Raw genomic sequence first — 15,927 nt, forward strand, 5'->3', positions numbered from 1 at the left:
TTTGAAACGATTGGGAATACCCCATAAATTTAGGCTTTCGCCGAATTGCTAAGCCGCCGAAAAAGTGGTTCACTTATCCTTACTGCTCAGGGAAAGTCTGTTCACCGGCACGTCACGGGTCTGTCATCCAACTGACATGAGAGACCTGTATCGGGTGCCGGACGTCGGATAAAGAGCCAATGACGTATCGCTCAAACAGGGGTCTAAAAATGGTAGGTTATACAAAACGCGCGGTAGCGCTGTCGACTGCTGTGCTATTTGCCAGTACGGCAGTTTCCTTTGCCGACGCACCGGCAGATTTGGTTGCGGCTGCAAAAAAGGAAGGCACGCTGACCACAATCGCCTTGCCGCATGACTGGTGCGCCTATGGCGATGTGATCGCTGGTTTCAAGGCCAAATATGGCATTGAAGTCAACGAACTGAATCCGGACGCAGGCTCGGGCGACGAAATCGAAGCCATCAAGGCCAACAAGGACAATAAGGGCCCGCAGGCTCCTGACGTCATCGATGTCGGCTTTGCTTTTGGTCCATCCGCAAAGAAAGACGGCCTAACCCAGCCTTATAAAGTCTCCACCTGGGACTCCATTCCTGACAATGTAAAAGATGCTGAAGGTCACTGGTATGGCGACTATTACGGCGTTCTTTCCTTCCAGGTAAACACCGACATCGTCAAGGAAGTCCCGAAAGATTGGGCTGACCTTTTGAAGCCTGAATATGCAAATGCCGTTGCTCTTGCTGGCGATCCGCGCGCTTCCAACCAGGCTATCCTTGCTGTAGGCGCCGCTGGCGTTTCCACAGGCGGCACTTATGGCGCTGCGGCAGGTGAAGCAGGTCTTAAGTATTTTGCTGACCTCAACAAGGCTGGCAACTTCGTTCCAGTTATCGGCAAGTCCGGTACATTGGCTCAGGGCGCAACACCGATCATCATCAACTGGGATTATAACGCGCTTTCCGGCCGCGACACTCTCAAGGGCAATCCGCCTGTAGAAGTTGTTGTTCCGGCTTCCGGCGTTGTTGCTGGTGTGTATGTTCAGGCCATCAGCGCTTACGCACCTCATCCAAATGCTGCCAAGCTCTGGATGGAATATCTCTATTCCGACGAAGGTCAGCTGACATGGCTCAAGGGCTATTGCCATCCGATCCGTTTCAACGATCTTGCCAAGAACAACAAGATCCCCAAGGACCTGCTCGACAAGCTGCCTCCTGCTGCCGCCTATGAAAAGGCAATTTTCCCGACTCTCGATGAACAGGCTGCCGCCAAGGAAGTCATCACCAAGGGATGGGACAAGATCGTAGGCGCCAACGTCAAGTAATACAGGATAAAAATCCCCGCGGGTCCGCCGCGGGGATTTTTCCATCATGTGAGGGCCAGCGTCGGCCCTGAATATCCGATGGGTCGGTATCCTGGCTGCCTTGCCTTTGCATTACTCTGGCGCGGCTGAATATTACTTTATCAAGTGGTCCCAAACACTCATGAGTGCAGTTTCAGAACAAGACGTTTCATCACCAGCTCCACCGGCGGCGCCAATAGCGAATGAGCGCAAACGCCTGTCGCTCGACTGGCTTGGGGTCATGCCCTTCATCATCTTTGCCGTGCTGTTTTTGATATGGCCGACAATCTATCTGATTGCCGGAGCCTTTCAGGACAGTCAGGGTAATCTGACACTCACAAACATTGTGAATCTGTTCCAGCCATCCATCATGGATGCCTACTGGATATCCATAAAAATTTCCCTTGCTTCGGCCATTCTCGGTGCAGCCATAGGGTTTTGCGTCGCTGCCGCTGTCACACTTGGCGGTTTGCCGGCCTGGATACGCTCGCCGCTAATGACCTTTTCGGGCGTCGCTTCCAACTTTGCCGGCGTGCCGCTCGCCTTTGCTTTTTTGGCGACGCTGGGGCGAACAGGGCTTGTCACGACGTTCCTCTATAATGTTTTCGGCTTCAATCTTTATGGCCACGGCTTCAATCTGCTCAGTTTCTGGGGCCTGACGATCACCTATCTCTACTTTCAAATTCCGCTGATGATCCTCATTATTACGCCAGCTTTGGATGGGCTGAAGAAGGAATGGAAGGAAGCAGCGCTCATTCTTGGCGCAACCGGACCGCAATATTGGCGCATGGTCGCATTTCCCATTCTCTGGCCTGCACTGCTGGGCACGATTCTCCTATTGTTTGCTAACTCGTTCGGCGCAATTGCGACCGCTTATGCACTCACCGGTTCATCGCTCAGCATTGTTCCTATCGTGCTCTTCGCGCAGATTCGCGGCGACGTCTTGCAAGACCCTCACCTCGGTTATGCGCTGGCATTCGGTATGATTGTTATCACCGGCGTTTCCAACGGTATTTATATCTGGATGCGCGCCCGCAGCGAACGGTGGCTTAAATGAAAACCAATCGTTTCTGGTCTTGGATCGCACTTGCTTTTGGCATCATATATTTCGTGGTGCCGCTTATCGGCACTCTGGAATTTTCGCTACGCATGCGCCGCGGCGTATATTCCTTCGATGCCTATTGGGTCATCCTCAGCGATCCACGCTTTCAGGCAACATTCGGCTACTCCATCGTTATGGCGCTGGTGACAATTATTGTCGGTATCGTGCTGGTTGTTCCCACTGCCTATTGGGTGCGCTTGCGGCTCCCCGGCTGGCGTCCATTCCTTGAATTCATCACGCTGCTACCGCTGGTCATTCCGGCAATTGTTGTCGTGTTCGGCTATATCCGCCTCTACAATACATCGTCATTTCTGCCCTTGACCGGCTCCGCCATGGGCACCAACCTGCTGCTGGTCTTTGGCTATACGATGCTGGCATTGCCCTATATGTATCGCGCCGTGGATACGGGCCTTGGCGCTATCGATATCCGCACCATGACCGAAGCTGCGGAAAGTCTTGGTGCAAGCCGGTTAAAGATCATGTGGAGTGTCATCCTTCCCAATGTTCTGGTTGCCGTGCTTTCCGGCGCCTTCCTGACCTTCGCCATCGTCATCGGCGAATTTACCATGGCGGCGCTGCTCAACCGGCCCGCATTTGGACCATTCCTGCAGCTTATCGGTGCAAACCGCGCCTATGAGCCTGCGGCTCTGGCAGTCATTTCCTTTGCAATCACCTGGGTTTGCATGGGTCTTATTCAGGTTGTCACCCGTCTCAATAAATCCCTCGCTGCCACCAAGCGCTAAGACCGGATAGAAACAATGTCATTTCTCACAATCAGCCATTTGAAAAAGAGTTTCGGAGCGACCACTGTCGTTCATGACTTCAATCTGAATATCGAGAAGGGTGAGTTCGTTTCTTTTCTCGGACCCAGCGGCTGCGGCAAGACCACAGTGCTGCGTATGGTAGCCGGCTTTGAAACGCCCACATCCGGCAAGATCAGCATTGGCGGTCAGGACGTGGTGAACCTGAAACCGAACCAGCGCAATATCGGCATGGTCTTTCAGGCCTATGCGCTATTCCCCAACATGACCGTCGCTCAGAATGTCGCTTTCGGATTGAAGGTCGCAAAGAAACCGCAAGCGGAAATTAACGCAACCGTTCATGAAATGCTCTCATTGATCAAACTGGATCACTTGGCGGATCGTTATCCTTATCAGCTTTCAGGCGGCCAACAGCAGCGCGTGGCTCTAGCCCGCGCGCTGGCTACCAAGCCACAGGTTCTCCTGCTGGACGAACCGCTTTCAGCGCTCGACGCCAAGATTCGCGTTTCGCTGCGTGAGGAAATCCGCGCCATTCAGCGCAAGCTTGGCATCACCACCATCTTCGTGACACATGACCAGGAAGAAGCGCTATCGATCTCGGATCGTATAGTCGTCATGTATGAAGGCAAGGCTGAACAGGTCGGCGCGCCATTCGAGATTTACAATCAACCATCATCGCGTTTCGTCGCGTCCTTCGTTGGCACGTTGAACACGCTCGATGCGACAGTTCGCGATGCCGCTGCCGGTATTATTGCAATTGATGGCAAGGATGTGATGATCGGCCAGAAGATCACCAATCACAAGGTTGGTGATAAGATTTCTCTCGCGGTACGGCCGGAGGCTGTCAGTCTCGGTGAAGCAACCGACAAGCGCGAGACAACGCTGGATGGCAAGATCAACAGCGTGCACTTCCTTGGCTCGGTCATCCGCATTCGCGCTTCGCTCGGCGAAAATACCGTTTCCTTCGACACATTCAACAATCCAAGCGCACCTCCGCCCTCACCGGGAGAAAACGTGAAGGTCAGCCTGGCGGCAAAGGACATGTTGCTCTTGGGGCAATAGACAATATCGCATTGATCGGGATTGCAGACGATCCGGATCGTTATTAGCTGTTGCGACACAGCCTATCGGAAATTGCCGCTACTGTGGCAATTTCATCGCCAATAGGGTTCAGACGCAGACTAATCCGATAATTTTGCGCAATTCTCTTGGTCAGCAGTCTTATAGCGCAAATAATTGAATAGAGTCATCATGTCAAAAAAGATCGTCAACTGGACACCGAACGTCCATAGCGATGCTTGAATAGGCTTATCAGGTTGCCACAAAATAATTGTGAGCCAAGCCGACATGACGAGGCTCTCGACAAACCAAAATGTCAAAATCTCAGAAAATGACGATCCGACAAATTTCGAAGTCGGCATATTTCCTCTGCCTAAGCCAATTACCCAAACAGCCTAAATTATGGAAGCAAGGGTCCTGAGCAGAACAAGACTACCGGAATCACCGCTCTTAGAAAACCAAACTGCCATGGCCGCAGGCAAGCCCAGACAAAATGCAAAAAGGGCGCTGTCTCCAGCGCCCTTTTAAATTTGACTTTCAAAGCTCGCCTTTCGGCTATCCTTTGATCGCCTCGTTCAGCAGCTTGAGTGCTGCTTGTTTGGTCAGTTCGACGGGGTTGCCTCCCGCCGTTGGGTCGACGATTGCCATCTCGGCAATCAACTCCTTGCGCGCATCATCCATGTCCAGATCCTTGATCAAACCTGGCAAGGCATGCGGTACTTTCAGCTCGGTTCGCAAATCAAGAATTGCCTTGGCAAATCCATCAAATCCGCCCTTGATGCCGATATAATTGGCAAGCCTTACGATGCGCTCTTCAATAGCGCCGCGATTAAAGGCAAGCACATAGGGCATGAATACGGCGTTGGTCATGCCGTGATGCGTGTCATAAAGCGCGCCAATTGGATGAGATAGTGAATGGATCGCGCCGAGCCCCTTCTGGAAGGCGGTCGCCCCCATGGCCGCCGCGCTCATCATATGCGCGCGCGCTGTCAGATCATTGCCATTGGCATAGGCTTTGGGCAGGTTCTCGAAGACGAGCCGGATGCCTTCAACAGCAATACCATCAGCCATTGGGTGATAGCCCGGAGCGCAATAGGCTTCGAGGCAATGGGCGAGCGCATCCATGCCCGTGCCCGCAGTAATAAATGCTGGCATGCCCACAGATAGCTCAGGATCAGCGATAACGATTGCCGGCAGGAGCTTCGGGTGAAAAATCACCTTTTTAGTGTGGGTTGCTTCATTGGTGATAACGCCCGCGCGGCCAACTTCCGAGCCGGTTCCAGCAGTGGTTGGCACGGCAATAATCGGCGCGATCACCTCGCTATTGGCACGGGTCCACCAGTCACCAATATCTTCGAAATCCCAGATTGGCCGGGTCTGCCCTGCCTGAAACGCAATAAGCTTGCCAAGGTCCAGCGCCGAGCCGCCACCAAATGCGATGACGCCATCATGCTTGCCTTGTTTGAACACTGCAATGCCTGCGGTCAGATTTGAATCCACCGGGTTGGGCTTCACATCTGAAAATACGCCGTAGGGAATCTTGGCATCGTCCAGAATTTTCAGTGTGCTCGCAACCACTGGCAGTTTCGCCAAGCCGGGATCAGTAACGAAAAGCGGATTTTTGATTCCGGTCGCTTCCAGAACTTCCGGCAATTCCTTGATGCGTCCTGCGCCAAAACGCACCGTGGTTGGATAGTTCCATTTGGAAATAAGCTGGCTCATATCATGTCTCTACGTTTGGCATATCTGTTGTGCGTGGTTCGACAAGCTCACCATGAGGATGATGGATTGCTTGCAAAGATAGGCAACTCTGCCTTGTTCTATTGTAGCCCACTCACGACCCTCATGGTGAGCTTGTCGAACCACGCACAATTCCAATGCTTGTTAAATCTCTTCGCGCAGGTGGTAAGATTTTGGTCTTGTCAAATTGCCATATCCGATGGCTGACATGGCCGCACCCTTGCCCGTGTCTTTGACACCCGTCCAGACCAGCGCGGGATCGATATAATCGCAGCGGTTCATGAACACAGTGCCGGTTTCAATTTGGTCCCCGATCAAAGCCGCGTGATCGGTATCAGTGGTCCATAGCGAGGCAGTCAGGCCGTATGGGCTGTCATTCATCAAGGCCACGGCCTCCTCGTCATTGCGCACTTTCATGATGCCGACGATTGGCCCAAAGCTTTCTTCGCGCATGACGCTCATTTGATGATCGACATTGGTCAGCACTTCGGGAGCAAGATAGGGAGAACCAGCCTTGTCATTGGCAACATTCATGTTCACGTGAGCTTTCGCGCCCTTGCGCAGTGCTTCGGCCTTTTGTTCACGGATCAGTTCGGCAAAGCGGGTCTGCGCCATCGGGCCCATCGTGGTCGCCTCTTCCAGCGGGTTACCGACAACATATTGCTTGGTCAGGTCAACGAAGCCGTCGACAAAACGGTCATAAACCTTCTCATGCACATAAATGCGCTCAATACCGCAGCAACATTGACCGGAATTGAAAAATGCCCCGTCAACAAGATTGGCAACCGCATGATCGAGATTAACATCCGGCAACACATAGGCCGGGTCCTTGCCGCCAAGTTCCAGCCCCAAGGTCATGAATGTGCCTGCCGCCGCCTTTTCAATGGCGCGTCCGCCACCCACTGACCCCGTGAAATTCACGTGATCAATGCGACCGGAGCCAAGCAACTTTTCTGTCTGGGCATGACCAAGCACGATGTTCTGAAATACGCCCTTAGGCAGACCTGCCTTTTCGAAAGCCTGCGCAAATCGTTCTCCGACCAGCAAGGTCTGGGCCGCATGTTTCAGAATGACGCTGTTGCCCGCCATCAGGGCAGGAATGATGGTATTGACCGCCGTAAGATAGGGATAATTCCATGGCGCAATGACCATGACAACGCCGAGCGGCACATGCTTGATGTAACGACGGAAACCCGGCCTGTCATCCTCCAAAATGGGCGCAAGCGCCTGTTCGGCAATTTTGACCATATAGCGCGTACGTTCTTCAACGCCGCCTTTTTCACCACCGTAACGTACTGGCCGGCCCATCTGCCATGCAATTTCCGGCACGATTTCATCGTTCATGGCCAGTAATGCGTCAAGCGCTGCAAGACATAGACGACCGCGCTCTGCAATGCTGGTCTGTGCCCAATCCGCTTGCGCCTGTTTCGCGGATTCGACCGCTGTATCAATCGCCTTGTCGCTGGCAATTGGGCGTTCCGCATAAACAGTGCCATCAATGGGCGTAATCAGTTTGACCGTTTCGGCCATGTCAAAACCTCGTGCTTTCGTTTTTATAGCCCCTCCCCACAAAGGCAGGCTGCATCGCAGCAGGGAGGGGTATTTCTCTATTTTCAGTTCTTCAATACCGTTCGAAGCCGCGATGCAACTCCCAATCGGTCACACGGCGATCATATTCAAACTGTTCCCATTTGGCCGTGTGAACATAATGTTCAACGACGTCCTCACCCAGTGCCTCTTTGAGCATTTTTGAACGTGCCAGCGTGTCTGTCGCCTCACGCAGGGTTTTCGGGATTTCGCGTAGTTTTGCCCCGCCATAGGCATCGCCCTGGAATGGCTTGCCGAGTTCCAGCTTCTCATCAATGCCGGCAAGACCGGAAGCAATCAACCCTGCAAAAGCGAGATATGGGTTGAGGTCAGCCCCGCCAATGCGGCACTCTATACGGATAGCCTTGGAACCTTCGCCGCAAAGGCGAAAACCTGCCGTGCGGTTGTCAAGGCTCCAGACATTTTTCGTCGGCGCGAATGTACCGGCCTGAAACCGCTTATAGGAATTGATATAGGGCGCGAGGAAATAGGTGAAATCATCGGCATATTTAAGCTGCCCCGCCACCCACTGTCGCATCAAAGGCGACATCGTATATTCCGCGTTCTTATCATAGAAGAGCGGGGTCTTGCCGTCTGCGCTCCACAATGAATTGTGGACGTGGCTTGAACTGCCGGCAAGCGAATAATCATACTTCGCCATGAAGGTGATCGCCTTGCCCATCTGGGTGGCGATTTCCTTGCAGCCATTTTTCATAACCACATGGCGGTCGGCCATTTCCAGCGCTTCGGCATAGCGCACATTGATTTCTTCCTGACCCGGACCCCATTCGCCCTTGGAATTTTCAACCGGAATACCCGCATCAAACAGGCCATTGCGGATGGCGCGCATTACCGCGTCTTCCTTGGTGGTCATCTGGATCACATAGTCCTGAATATAGGGCGATGCGGTTGTCATGCCCTTCCAGTGCTTGGCTCTCGCGCTCTCATAAGTCTCATCGAAAAGATAAAACTCAAGTTCCGAGGCGAAATAGGCCAGATAGCCGCGATCCTTCAGCCGGGCGAGCTGCCGTTTGAGAATAGCGCGCGGCGAATGCGAAAGGTCTTCGTGATGATGGTGATCGAGAATATCGCACAATACCAGCGCGCATTTTTCCAGCCAGGGAATATGGCGAATGGTCGTAAGGTCAGGCTTGATGACGAAATCGCCATAGCCCTGTTTCCAGCTCGCCGCCTTATAGCCCGGAACCGGCTCCATATCGATATCATTGGCGAGCAGATAGTTGCAGCCATGCGTCTCGTCATGTGCGGATTCAACAAAGAAGCTCGCGTGGAATCGCTTGCCTATCAATCGGCCCTGCATATCGACGAAACAGGCCAGAATTGTATCGATTTCACCGCTGCTTACGCGGCTTTTCAGTTCGTCGAAACTCCAATGTCCGGGCATAGTCCATCCTCAAAAACGTCAACTGGGTCAAAGAAGAGGCGACCGGCTTGGTGCCGGTCGCCTCTTTGTTGAAATCAGGCTTTTTCGCCGACTGCGCGTTCAGCAGCTGCAATTTCCGCCGAGCGGCGCGCTACTTCGTCGCCAATTGGAGGGCCACGGAAGCGGCGGCGTTCAAAGCCAAACCATACGATTGCCGTAACCACCAAAAAGCCGACAGTGATGTAAAGCGCCCATTCATTTGGCGGTTGGATGCCGAGCACGAAGATCAATGCCATTGCCAATATCGACAGCACAGCAAAGAACTTGAACTTGCCTTCGCCCATATCCCAAGGCCCCATCTTGTTCCATTTTGGCGTGCCCCAGGCCAACAGACCCAGTGCAATTGGAATAGCGAATGAGAAGAAGAGGAAGATGACCGTGCAAGATACCACGATTGTATAAACCGGCGTTTCGCCGATCGACACCAGCGAGGATCCCCAGACGAAGAGAACAGCAAGGGTTGAACCCGTCCAGATCGCGGAAACCGGCGTACGATATTTGGGGCTGACTTTAGAAAGTGCCTTTGATGCCGGAAGCCCCCGATCACGGGCAAAAGCGAAGATCATGCGCGAAACCGAGGTCACTGTCGCAAGTCCGCAAAGGAATTGGCAGATGAAGATCAGGAAGTAGAGGATGTCCTTTACCAGCGGATTGACTTGCTCGTTCATCGCCCAGAAGAAAACATTCCAGCCCTGCGCTGCAGCTGCATCCATGTTTGGAATCATCAATACGAATGAGCAGAGCATGATGTAGCCGAAAACTGCCGACCAGAGCACGGATGAGATCATGCCCCGCGGCACAGAATGCGCCGCACGAACGGTTTCCTCCGATGTATGTGCCGAGGCATCATAGCCTGTGATCGTGTAAATAGGCAGCAACAGGCCGAGCAGAAAGACCCAAGCGCTTGACGTCGTTGGCCACACATTTCCACCAGCTTCGCCGGAATAGTTGGAGAATGTAAACAGACGGGCAAAATCATAGCCATCAGCGACGGCCAGACAAACGACTGAAAGAGCAATGGCCGTCACAAAGATCAGATAACCGGAAAAGTCCGTCAGTTTGGCAGTAAGACCAATACCCATATGGTTGATCAGCGCCTGCGCGCCGGTCAAAATTACCAGAAATACCACGCGGACAGTCGTCGAATCGGCAATACCAAGATATTCGCCGAATGCCCCGATAAAGAAATAATAAGTGCCGACATTGATGGCGCCGAGCACCGTGATGAGACCCAGCAGATTGAACCAGGCGGTGAGCCAGCCCGTGCCGCGATTACCGAGGATTGAGCCCCAGTGATAAAGCCCGCCAGCTGTAGGATAGGCGGAGCTGATCTGCGCCATGGCAATGGCAAACACTGCTGAGACAAGGCAGCCGAGGGGCCAGCCAATGCCGATTGCAGCGCCACCCGCACCGGAGGTTGCCTGCGCCAGCGAATTGATACCGCCGGATAGAATACAGATAATCGAGAAAGAAATTGCAAAGTTCGAGAAACGGCTCATTCGCCGTTCCAGCTCCTGGGCATAGCCCATGCCGTGAAGAACTTTTACGTCCTCCAGCTTGTCTGTGTCTGTGTAGTCCTGGTGTGTCATCACGTTCCCCTGTTATTATTGAAAGAGTTGCAACGTCGATAGCAGCGTCAGTTTCTAGAATTCCTTGTTTGTCGTCCCCGCAATGCCCATCAAAGGCCTTTTGTTATATTATTCAAAAGAGCTGAAAGCAGTTCCCCCCAGCCCTCCTCCTCTTGAGCTGTCGTCACAAGATCGTTGCGAATCTCGATCATTACAGCCGGCATTCCATGGGCAGAAGCGTGTCGCTCCAGCGTATAATAAACGCGATCTGCCGGTGAATAAGGTTCGTTGATCCCAACGTTGTAACGCCCCAGCGCCTGCAAGCCTGCAATAAGCGGCGCAGCAACGCGCTCGTCCGCGTCATGAATAATGCCGATATGCCAAGGCCGCTCGACACCGCGATAGACCGGCGTATAGGAATGGATTGCGACAAATACCGGCTCAGGCTTGCCCGCCGCCTTTCGCTTCTCGACGAGCGCTTCAATGGCGGCATGATATGGCCTGTGCGAAAGTTTGATACGTTCCTGTCGCGCTGCCTCGCTCAAATTCTCATTGGCCGGAATGACCGTTACCTCGCTTACCGAGGGCACGAGGTCCGGCGCACTCAGCGGGCGATTGCAGTCAATCATCAGGCGGGACACACAGGATTCGATAAGCGGTGCATCAAGCAATCTGCTCATGACAGCACTGACACCAAGCGCACCCGGATCCCAGGCGATATGTTTTTGAAGGTCGCTATCGTTCAGGCCGAGCGTGCCAAAACCGTCCGGCACAAAATTGGAGGCGTGATCACAAAGAATGATGCATGGTCCCGCGCCATCCGGATTTGTTATCCGAACGGGAGTCCATTCTTTTGTCATTACCTGCGGCGCACCGCTCGCTATGGTCCGGCCCATTTTTGCCCTTTTCGGCAAACTGTACTTTACGTTACATTTTATGTTTTTATTTCCACTCTCGTATGATTTGATACATAACAATCAAAATTGTCAAATCCGAAATTTACGTTTCAAAATTCGGACCGGGGGAGACAGCCAAATGAGCACAAGCATTTCCGAGCTGATCGCAGAAAAGATAGACGCGATGCCTGCCTCGGAACGCAGGGCGGCTCAAACGCTTATCGCAAATTACCCGCTGATCGGCCTGAGAACGGTTGCTGAATTTTCCGGTCAGGCAGGTGTATCCTCGCCGACCATCTTGCGCTTCGTCTCCCGTCTCGGCTTCCAAAGCTATCCGGAGTTCCAAAGCGCCCTGCAGGAGGAACTCGCCGCACAGGTACAGTCGCCATGGAATCGTGCTGCAACCATCCAGCGGCCAAAGGACGGGGCCACCTTCCCGCTCATGGAAGCCGCCATTGAGAATATCCGCGAAACATTCCAGCACCTTTCAGCGCAGCAGCTTGGAGACGTAACGGATGCGCTGAGCCGCAATCGTGCCCGTCTCTATCTCCTCGGCGGACGCTTCACCGATCCCATCGCAACCTATATGGCCGCGCATCTCAAGATTGTACGCTCCGGCGTCACCCATCTGGCAGGGCAGGAAAGCCATTGGCGTGACCAGCTGATCGATATGGGCAAAAAGGATGTGCTGCTGGTTTTCGATATACGCCGCTATCAGGATAGCCTGTTGCGGTTTGCAGAAAAGGCGCAGGCCCGCGGCGTTGAAATCGTGCTTGTCACCGACCAATGGCTCTCTCCCATCGCGCGTTTCGCCCGCCATGTCATCGCTGGCCGAACCGCCGTTCCCTCCCCTTGGGATTCGTCTGCCGCACTCTTTCTCATTGCGGAAACACTGATTGCCGAAGTCACGCGCAAGCTTGAACAAAGCAGTGCCGATCGCATCCGTGATCTGGAGCAATTGCGGGATAATTAGATTTTCTCCCGGCCATGCCATTGCCGCCAACGCTCATTAATATACTAATGCTGTCTCGGACTCGAAAAAGGCTCGGTGCCATTCATCCGGATGAAATTATCGCATTATGCCCCTATTGAATGTGTAAGGACCAAAATCATGCAGCAAGCTGACATCGGATTGATCGGCCTCGGCGTCATGGGTGCCAATCTGGCGCTGAACATCGCTGAGAACGGTTATCGCGTTGCGGTTTTCAACAGAACCGTTGCCAAGACAAATGAATTTTACGCCGAAGCAGGTGCGCTGCAGGACAAGATCATCGCGTGCGAGACGCTTGAGGATCTGGCCAAAAACATCCGCGCGCCGCGTCCTATCATTCTCATGGTGAAGGCCGGCGAGGCCGTCGACGAGCAGATTGCCGCGCTCAAACCATTCCTTGCCAAGGACGACATCATCATCGACGCTGGCAATGCGAATTTTCACGATACGGTGCGCCGCCTAGCGGAACTGGGGGCGAATGATCCGACATTTGTCGGCATGGGCGTTTCCGGTGGGGAAGAAGGCGCGCGCCATGGCCCTTCGATCATGGTTGGCGGCACGCCCGAATCCTATGCCCGTATCGAGCCTGTGCTGACAGCAATTTCCGCCAAGTACGAAGGCGAATCCTGTTCAGCCCTGCTTGGGCCTGACGGAGCAGGTCATTTCGTCAAGACGATCCATAATGGCATTGAATATGCCGATATGCAGATGATTGCCGAAGTTTACGGCGTATTGCGTGATGGTCTTGGCCTCACCTCCGAAGCCATTGGCAGGATTTTCCAAAAATGGAATGAAGGCCCGCTGAATTCCTATCTCATAGAAATCACCGCCAAGGTTCTGCTTGCCAGTGACAAGAAGACTGGCAAGCCTGCCGTCGATGTCATTCTCGACAGCGCAGGCCAGAAAGGCACTGGCCGCTGGGCCGCTATCGAAGCGCAGATGCTCGGCATTCCTGCGACCGGCATCGAGGCTGCTGTTGCTGCCCGTTCGATCTCGTCCATGGTCAAGCAGCGCAGCGAAGCGGCAAAGGCCTATGGCGATCTTGGCACCGCCAAACTCTCCGATGGCAGCCAGGCATTTATCGACGCGCTCGAACAGGGTCTGCTTGCGGGTAAGATTGCGGCCTATGCGCAAGGCTTTGACGTCATGGCAGGCGCATCGAAGGAGCGCGGCTGGAACATCCCCCTTGCAACGACCGCCCGTATCTGGCGCGCCGGCTGCATCATTCGCTCGCAGTTCCTCGATCAGATTGCAGCGGCATTTGAAGGTAGCGAAGGCACAAATCTCCTTCTTGTACCGGCCTTTGTCGAGCGCATGCAGTCAGGCTCGAAATCCTTGCGCAGGATCGTTGCCGAAGCCTCGCTAGCAGGTCTGCCAGTTCCGGCACTCTCTGCCGCTCTCAACTATTTTGATGGATTCCGCCAGGCTCGCGGCACAGCAAATCTCATTCAGGCGCAGCGTGATTTCTTTGGCGCTCATGGATTTAAACGCCTTGGCGAAGAGGGTGATTTCCACGGGCCTTGGTCTGATGCTTAATCAAGCTCGATACAACGACGTGTGCTAACTTGATTGCATTGGCGTTGTACGTGGTTCGACAAGCTCACCATGGGGAAGATTTGTGTATTGCGGGGAGCTATTTCTGCAAGGCCAGAAGATAATCTTGCAAACCACTACCTTCCTCATGGTGAGCCTCGTCGAACCACGCACTAACCATGCTGCAAGCGTAAATAAGCGCCATCACGGCAATCTTGCACTGCTGGGCGGAGCGGCATGAATCCGCCCCCAAGCTCGGCGCAATTGCCTTGCGGATGCAAACCCCGCGCGATCCGCCACCCCTTCCATATCCAGCCGCGTATTGCTCAATATCTCCCGCGCCAAAGCGATCCGCAGACGGTTAAGATAGTCGGGAATGCTCATTCCCGTATGCTCGTTGAAAAGGCGTGAGAGGTGGCGTGGACTTGTGGCTGCAATGTCAGACAGCGACTGCAAGGTCCAATTCTGCGCCGGATCAGAGGCAAGCCTGTCCTGAACACGGTGAATTGCAGGATGGATGTGATTGCGCCCATCAAGCCAGGGCGACCATTGCGGATCAGAGCCACTGCGCCGCAGATAAACCACCAGATATCGTGCAACAGCCACAGCACATGCCGGCCCTGCAATCTGGCTGACAAGATGGAGCATCAGATCAATGCCCGCCGTAATCCCAGCACTTGAGTAACGATTGCCATCTTCGACATAAAGCCGGTTGTCAAAAATCCGTGCCGTCGGCACATTTTCACGCAATTCTTCGATCGAACCGAAATGGGTGGTGCAGGCATATCCATCAAGCAGGCCCGCGCGTCCCGCCAGCAAGGAACCTGAGCAGATCGACACCAGTTTCTGTGTCTCGCCGACATGGGTCCGAAGCCAGTCGATAATCGCCGTGTCACCATGGCCCTGCGCTTCCGCATGGGCTGAAGCCGGTGTATCCAGCAGCTCTGTCGCGTCTCCCGAAATTATAATCATGGCATCCGCCGGGACATTGCCGGGCAATGGCTCTATGCCGCTGATCGTCAATCCGATGGATGTAGTTACATTTGCCAGCGGGCCGACATAGCGCACATTAAAGCGCACCACGTCCTGCTCGAAATTTGCCTTGCGCAACACTTCCACCGGCCCGGCAATGTCCAGCAGCAGTGCCCTTGCGGGCACCACCACCAGAACATCGATATTTCTCGGTTCCATTACACTCATGCGGCCATCGCGCGTTCGACTCCGCTCAATGCTTCGTCAACCGTCACAATTCGCGCAAAGCGTCCGGCGAGCACCAGTTCGGTACGGGCCTTGATCTCATCGGCGCTGAATGTACGGCCATCAGCATGTGTCATGGCAAAGGTCAGCGTTGCTTCGGAGACAAACTCCACCTCGTAACCCAAATCTGACGCATGGCGCGTTGTCGTTTCACAGCATTGCTCGGTACGGATTCCGGATACCAACACTTTGCGGATGCCGTTTTCGGTCAACCAGACGTCAAGCCCGCTACCGACTAGCGCGCTGTGCCGGGATTTGTTGAAAACGGCATCGGCGCTGAACGAGACTGGAGCGAGAGGCTTGATAAAGCCCGACTCCATGGCAAATGGACCATCTCCATCCACATGGAAAATCCGCACCACGGGCAGGCCCTTGGCTTTAGCACCATCAATCAATCGCTGGATGTTTGCGATAAAGGGTTGTGCTTCTGCTTCATTCCAATAGCCACGCTGGCGAAATGATTCTTGTACGTCAATAACGATGAGCGCTGTGTCTGCGGACATTTTTGAACTCTCCTATGTGTTGATATTAGGAGATTAGCGCCAGATATGACAGCGCGATACGCATGTGCCAGACGAAAAGCGGACAATAAAAGCCAACACCTGACAAATGTGGCGCACTGTCTTCAAATAGTAGACAATCCATCCAATAGCCGGGC

The 15,927-nt window shown here is 53.8% G+C and carries 13 protein-coding genes; 6 read left to right on the forward strand and 7 right to left on the reverse strand.

The features are described 5' to 3' along the window. Nucleotides 1-209: 209 nt before the first annotated feature. From V9K95_RS05315 to V9K95_RS05330, 4 genes are all read left to right on the forward strand, one after another. A complete protein-coding gene (locus V9K95_RS05315; RefSeq protein ID WP_115052291.1) occupies nucleotides 210-1,313 on the forward strand; it encodes an ABC transporter substrate-binding protein in 1,104 nt (367 codons plus the stop codon). Nucleotides 1,314-1,473: 160 nt separating this feature from the next. Next, the gene (locus tag V9K95_RS05320; RefSeq protein WP_115052290.1) at nucleotides 1,474-2,388 is read left to right on the forward strand and encodes an ABC transporter permease; all 915 of its coding nucleotides are present in this window, start codon (nucleotides 1,474-1,476) and stop codon (nucleotides 2,386-2,388) included. Beyond that, on the forward strand, nucleotides 2,385-3,176 hold the full coding sequence (locus V9K95_RS05325) for an ABC transporter permease (protein ID WP_115052289.1): 792 nt from the start codon (nucleotides 2,385-2,387) through the stop codon (nucleotides 3,174-3,176). Before V9K95_RS05320 ends, V9K95_RS05325 begins: the two co-directional genes overlap by 4 nt. A 15-nt stretch (nucleotides 3,177-3,191) precedes the next feature. Then, nucleotides 3,192-4,256 (forward strand): polyamine ABC transporter ATP-binding protein, encoded by a 1,065-nt coding sequence (locus tag V9K95_RS05330; protein ID WP_115052288.1) that lies wholly within the window; start codon nucleotides 3,192-3,194, stop codon nucleotides 4,254-4,256. A gap of 552 nt (nucleotides 4,257-4,808) precedes the next feature. Here V9K95_RS05330 and V9K95_RS05335 read toward each other — a convergent pair. The 5 genes from V9K95_RS05335 to V9K95_RS05355 form a co-directional block, all read right to left on the reverse strand. After that, nucleotides 4,809-5,975 carry an iron-containing alcohol dehydrogenase gene (locus tag V9K95_RS05335; RefSeq protein ID WP_336439642.1) on the reverse strand — a complete coding sequence of 389 codons (1,167 nt, stop codon included), beginning with the start codon at nucleotides 5,973-5,975 and terminating at the stop codon, nucleotides 4,809-4,811. Nucleotides 5,976-6,137: 162 nt separating this feature from the next. Then, entirely contained in the window at nucleotides 6,138-7,523 is a 1,386-nt protein-coding gene (locus V9K95_RS05340; protein ID WP_336439641.1) for an aldehyde dehydrogenase family protein, read from the reverse strand. Between the two features lie 91 nt (nucleotides 7,524-7,614). Continuing rightward, the gene (locus V9K95_RS05345; protein ID WP_115052284.1) at nucleotides 7,615-8,985 is read right to left on the reverse strand and encodes a glutamine synthetase family protein; all 1,371 of its coding nucleotides are present in this window, start codon (nucleotides 8,983-8,985) and stop codon (nucleotides 7,615-7,617) included. Nucleotides 8,986-9,059: 74 nt separating this feature from the next. Next, a complete protein-coding gene (locus V9K95_RS05350; RefSeq protein WP_115052283.1) occupies nucleotides 9,060-10,613 on the reverse strand; it encodes an amino acid permease in 1,554 nt (517 codons plus the stop codon). An 89-nt stretch (nucleotides 10,614-10,702) separates the two neighbouring features. Continuing rightward, nucleotides 10,703-11,452, reverse strand: a complete 750-nt coding sequence (locus tag V9K95_RS05355) for an N-formylglutamate amidohydrolase (protein WP_442958532.1) — start codon at nucleotides 11,450-11,452, stop codon at nucleotides 10,703-10,705. 175 nt (nucleotides 11,453-11,627) lie between these two features. Between V9K95_RS05355 and V9K95_RS05360 the strand changes: the two genes are divergently transcribed. Continuing rightward, nucleotides 11,628-12,461, forward strand: coding sequence for a MurR/RpiR family transcriptional regulator (locus tag V9K95_RS05360; RefSeq protein WP_115052282.1), 834 nt, complete (start codon nucleotides 11,628-11,630; stop codon nucleotides 12,459-12,461). 138 nt (nucleotides 12,462-12,599) lie between these two features. Continuing rightward, nucleotides 12,600-14,015, forward strand: coding sequence for an NADP-dependent phosphogluconate dehydrogenase (gene gndA / locus V9K95_RS05365; protein WP_336439639.1), 1,416 nt, complete (start codon nucleotides 12,600-12,602; stop codon nucleotides 14,013-14,015). 201 nt (nucleotides 14,016-14,216) lie between these two features. Here gndA and V9K95_RS05370 read toward each other — a convergent pair whose 3' ends face one another. Together V9K95_RS05370 and V9K95_RS05375 are read right to left on the reverse strand one after the other, a co-directional pair. After that, nucleotides 14,217-15,212, reverse strand: coding sequence for a GlxA family transcriptional regulator (locus V9K95_RS05370; RefSeq protein ID WP_336439638.1), 996 nt, complete (start codon nucleotides 15,210-15,212; stop codon nucleotides 14,217-14,219). Next, complete coding sequence (locus V9K95_RS05375; RefSeq protein ID WP_115052279.1) at nucleotides 15,209-15,772, reverse strand: isochorismatase family protein; 564 nt, start codon at nucleotides 15,770-15,772, stop codon at nucleotides 15,209-15,211. The genes V9K95_RS05370 and V9K95_RS05375 overlap by 4 nt, the downstream gene beginning before the upstream one ends. Nucleotides 15,773-15,927 lie beyond the last annotated feature (155 nt).

Origin of the sequence: Phyllobacterium sp. CCNWLW183, assembly GCF_037203775.1 — a bacterium.
GTDB classification, from domain to species: Bacteria; Pseudomonadota; Alphaproteobacteria; order Rhizobiales; family Rhizobiaceae; genus Phyllobacterium; species Phyllobacterium ifriqiyense.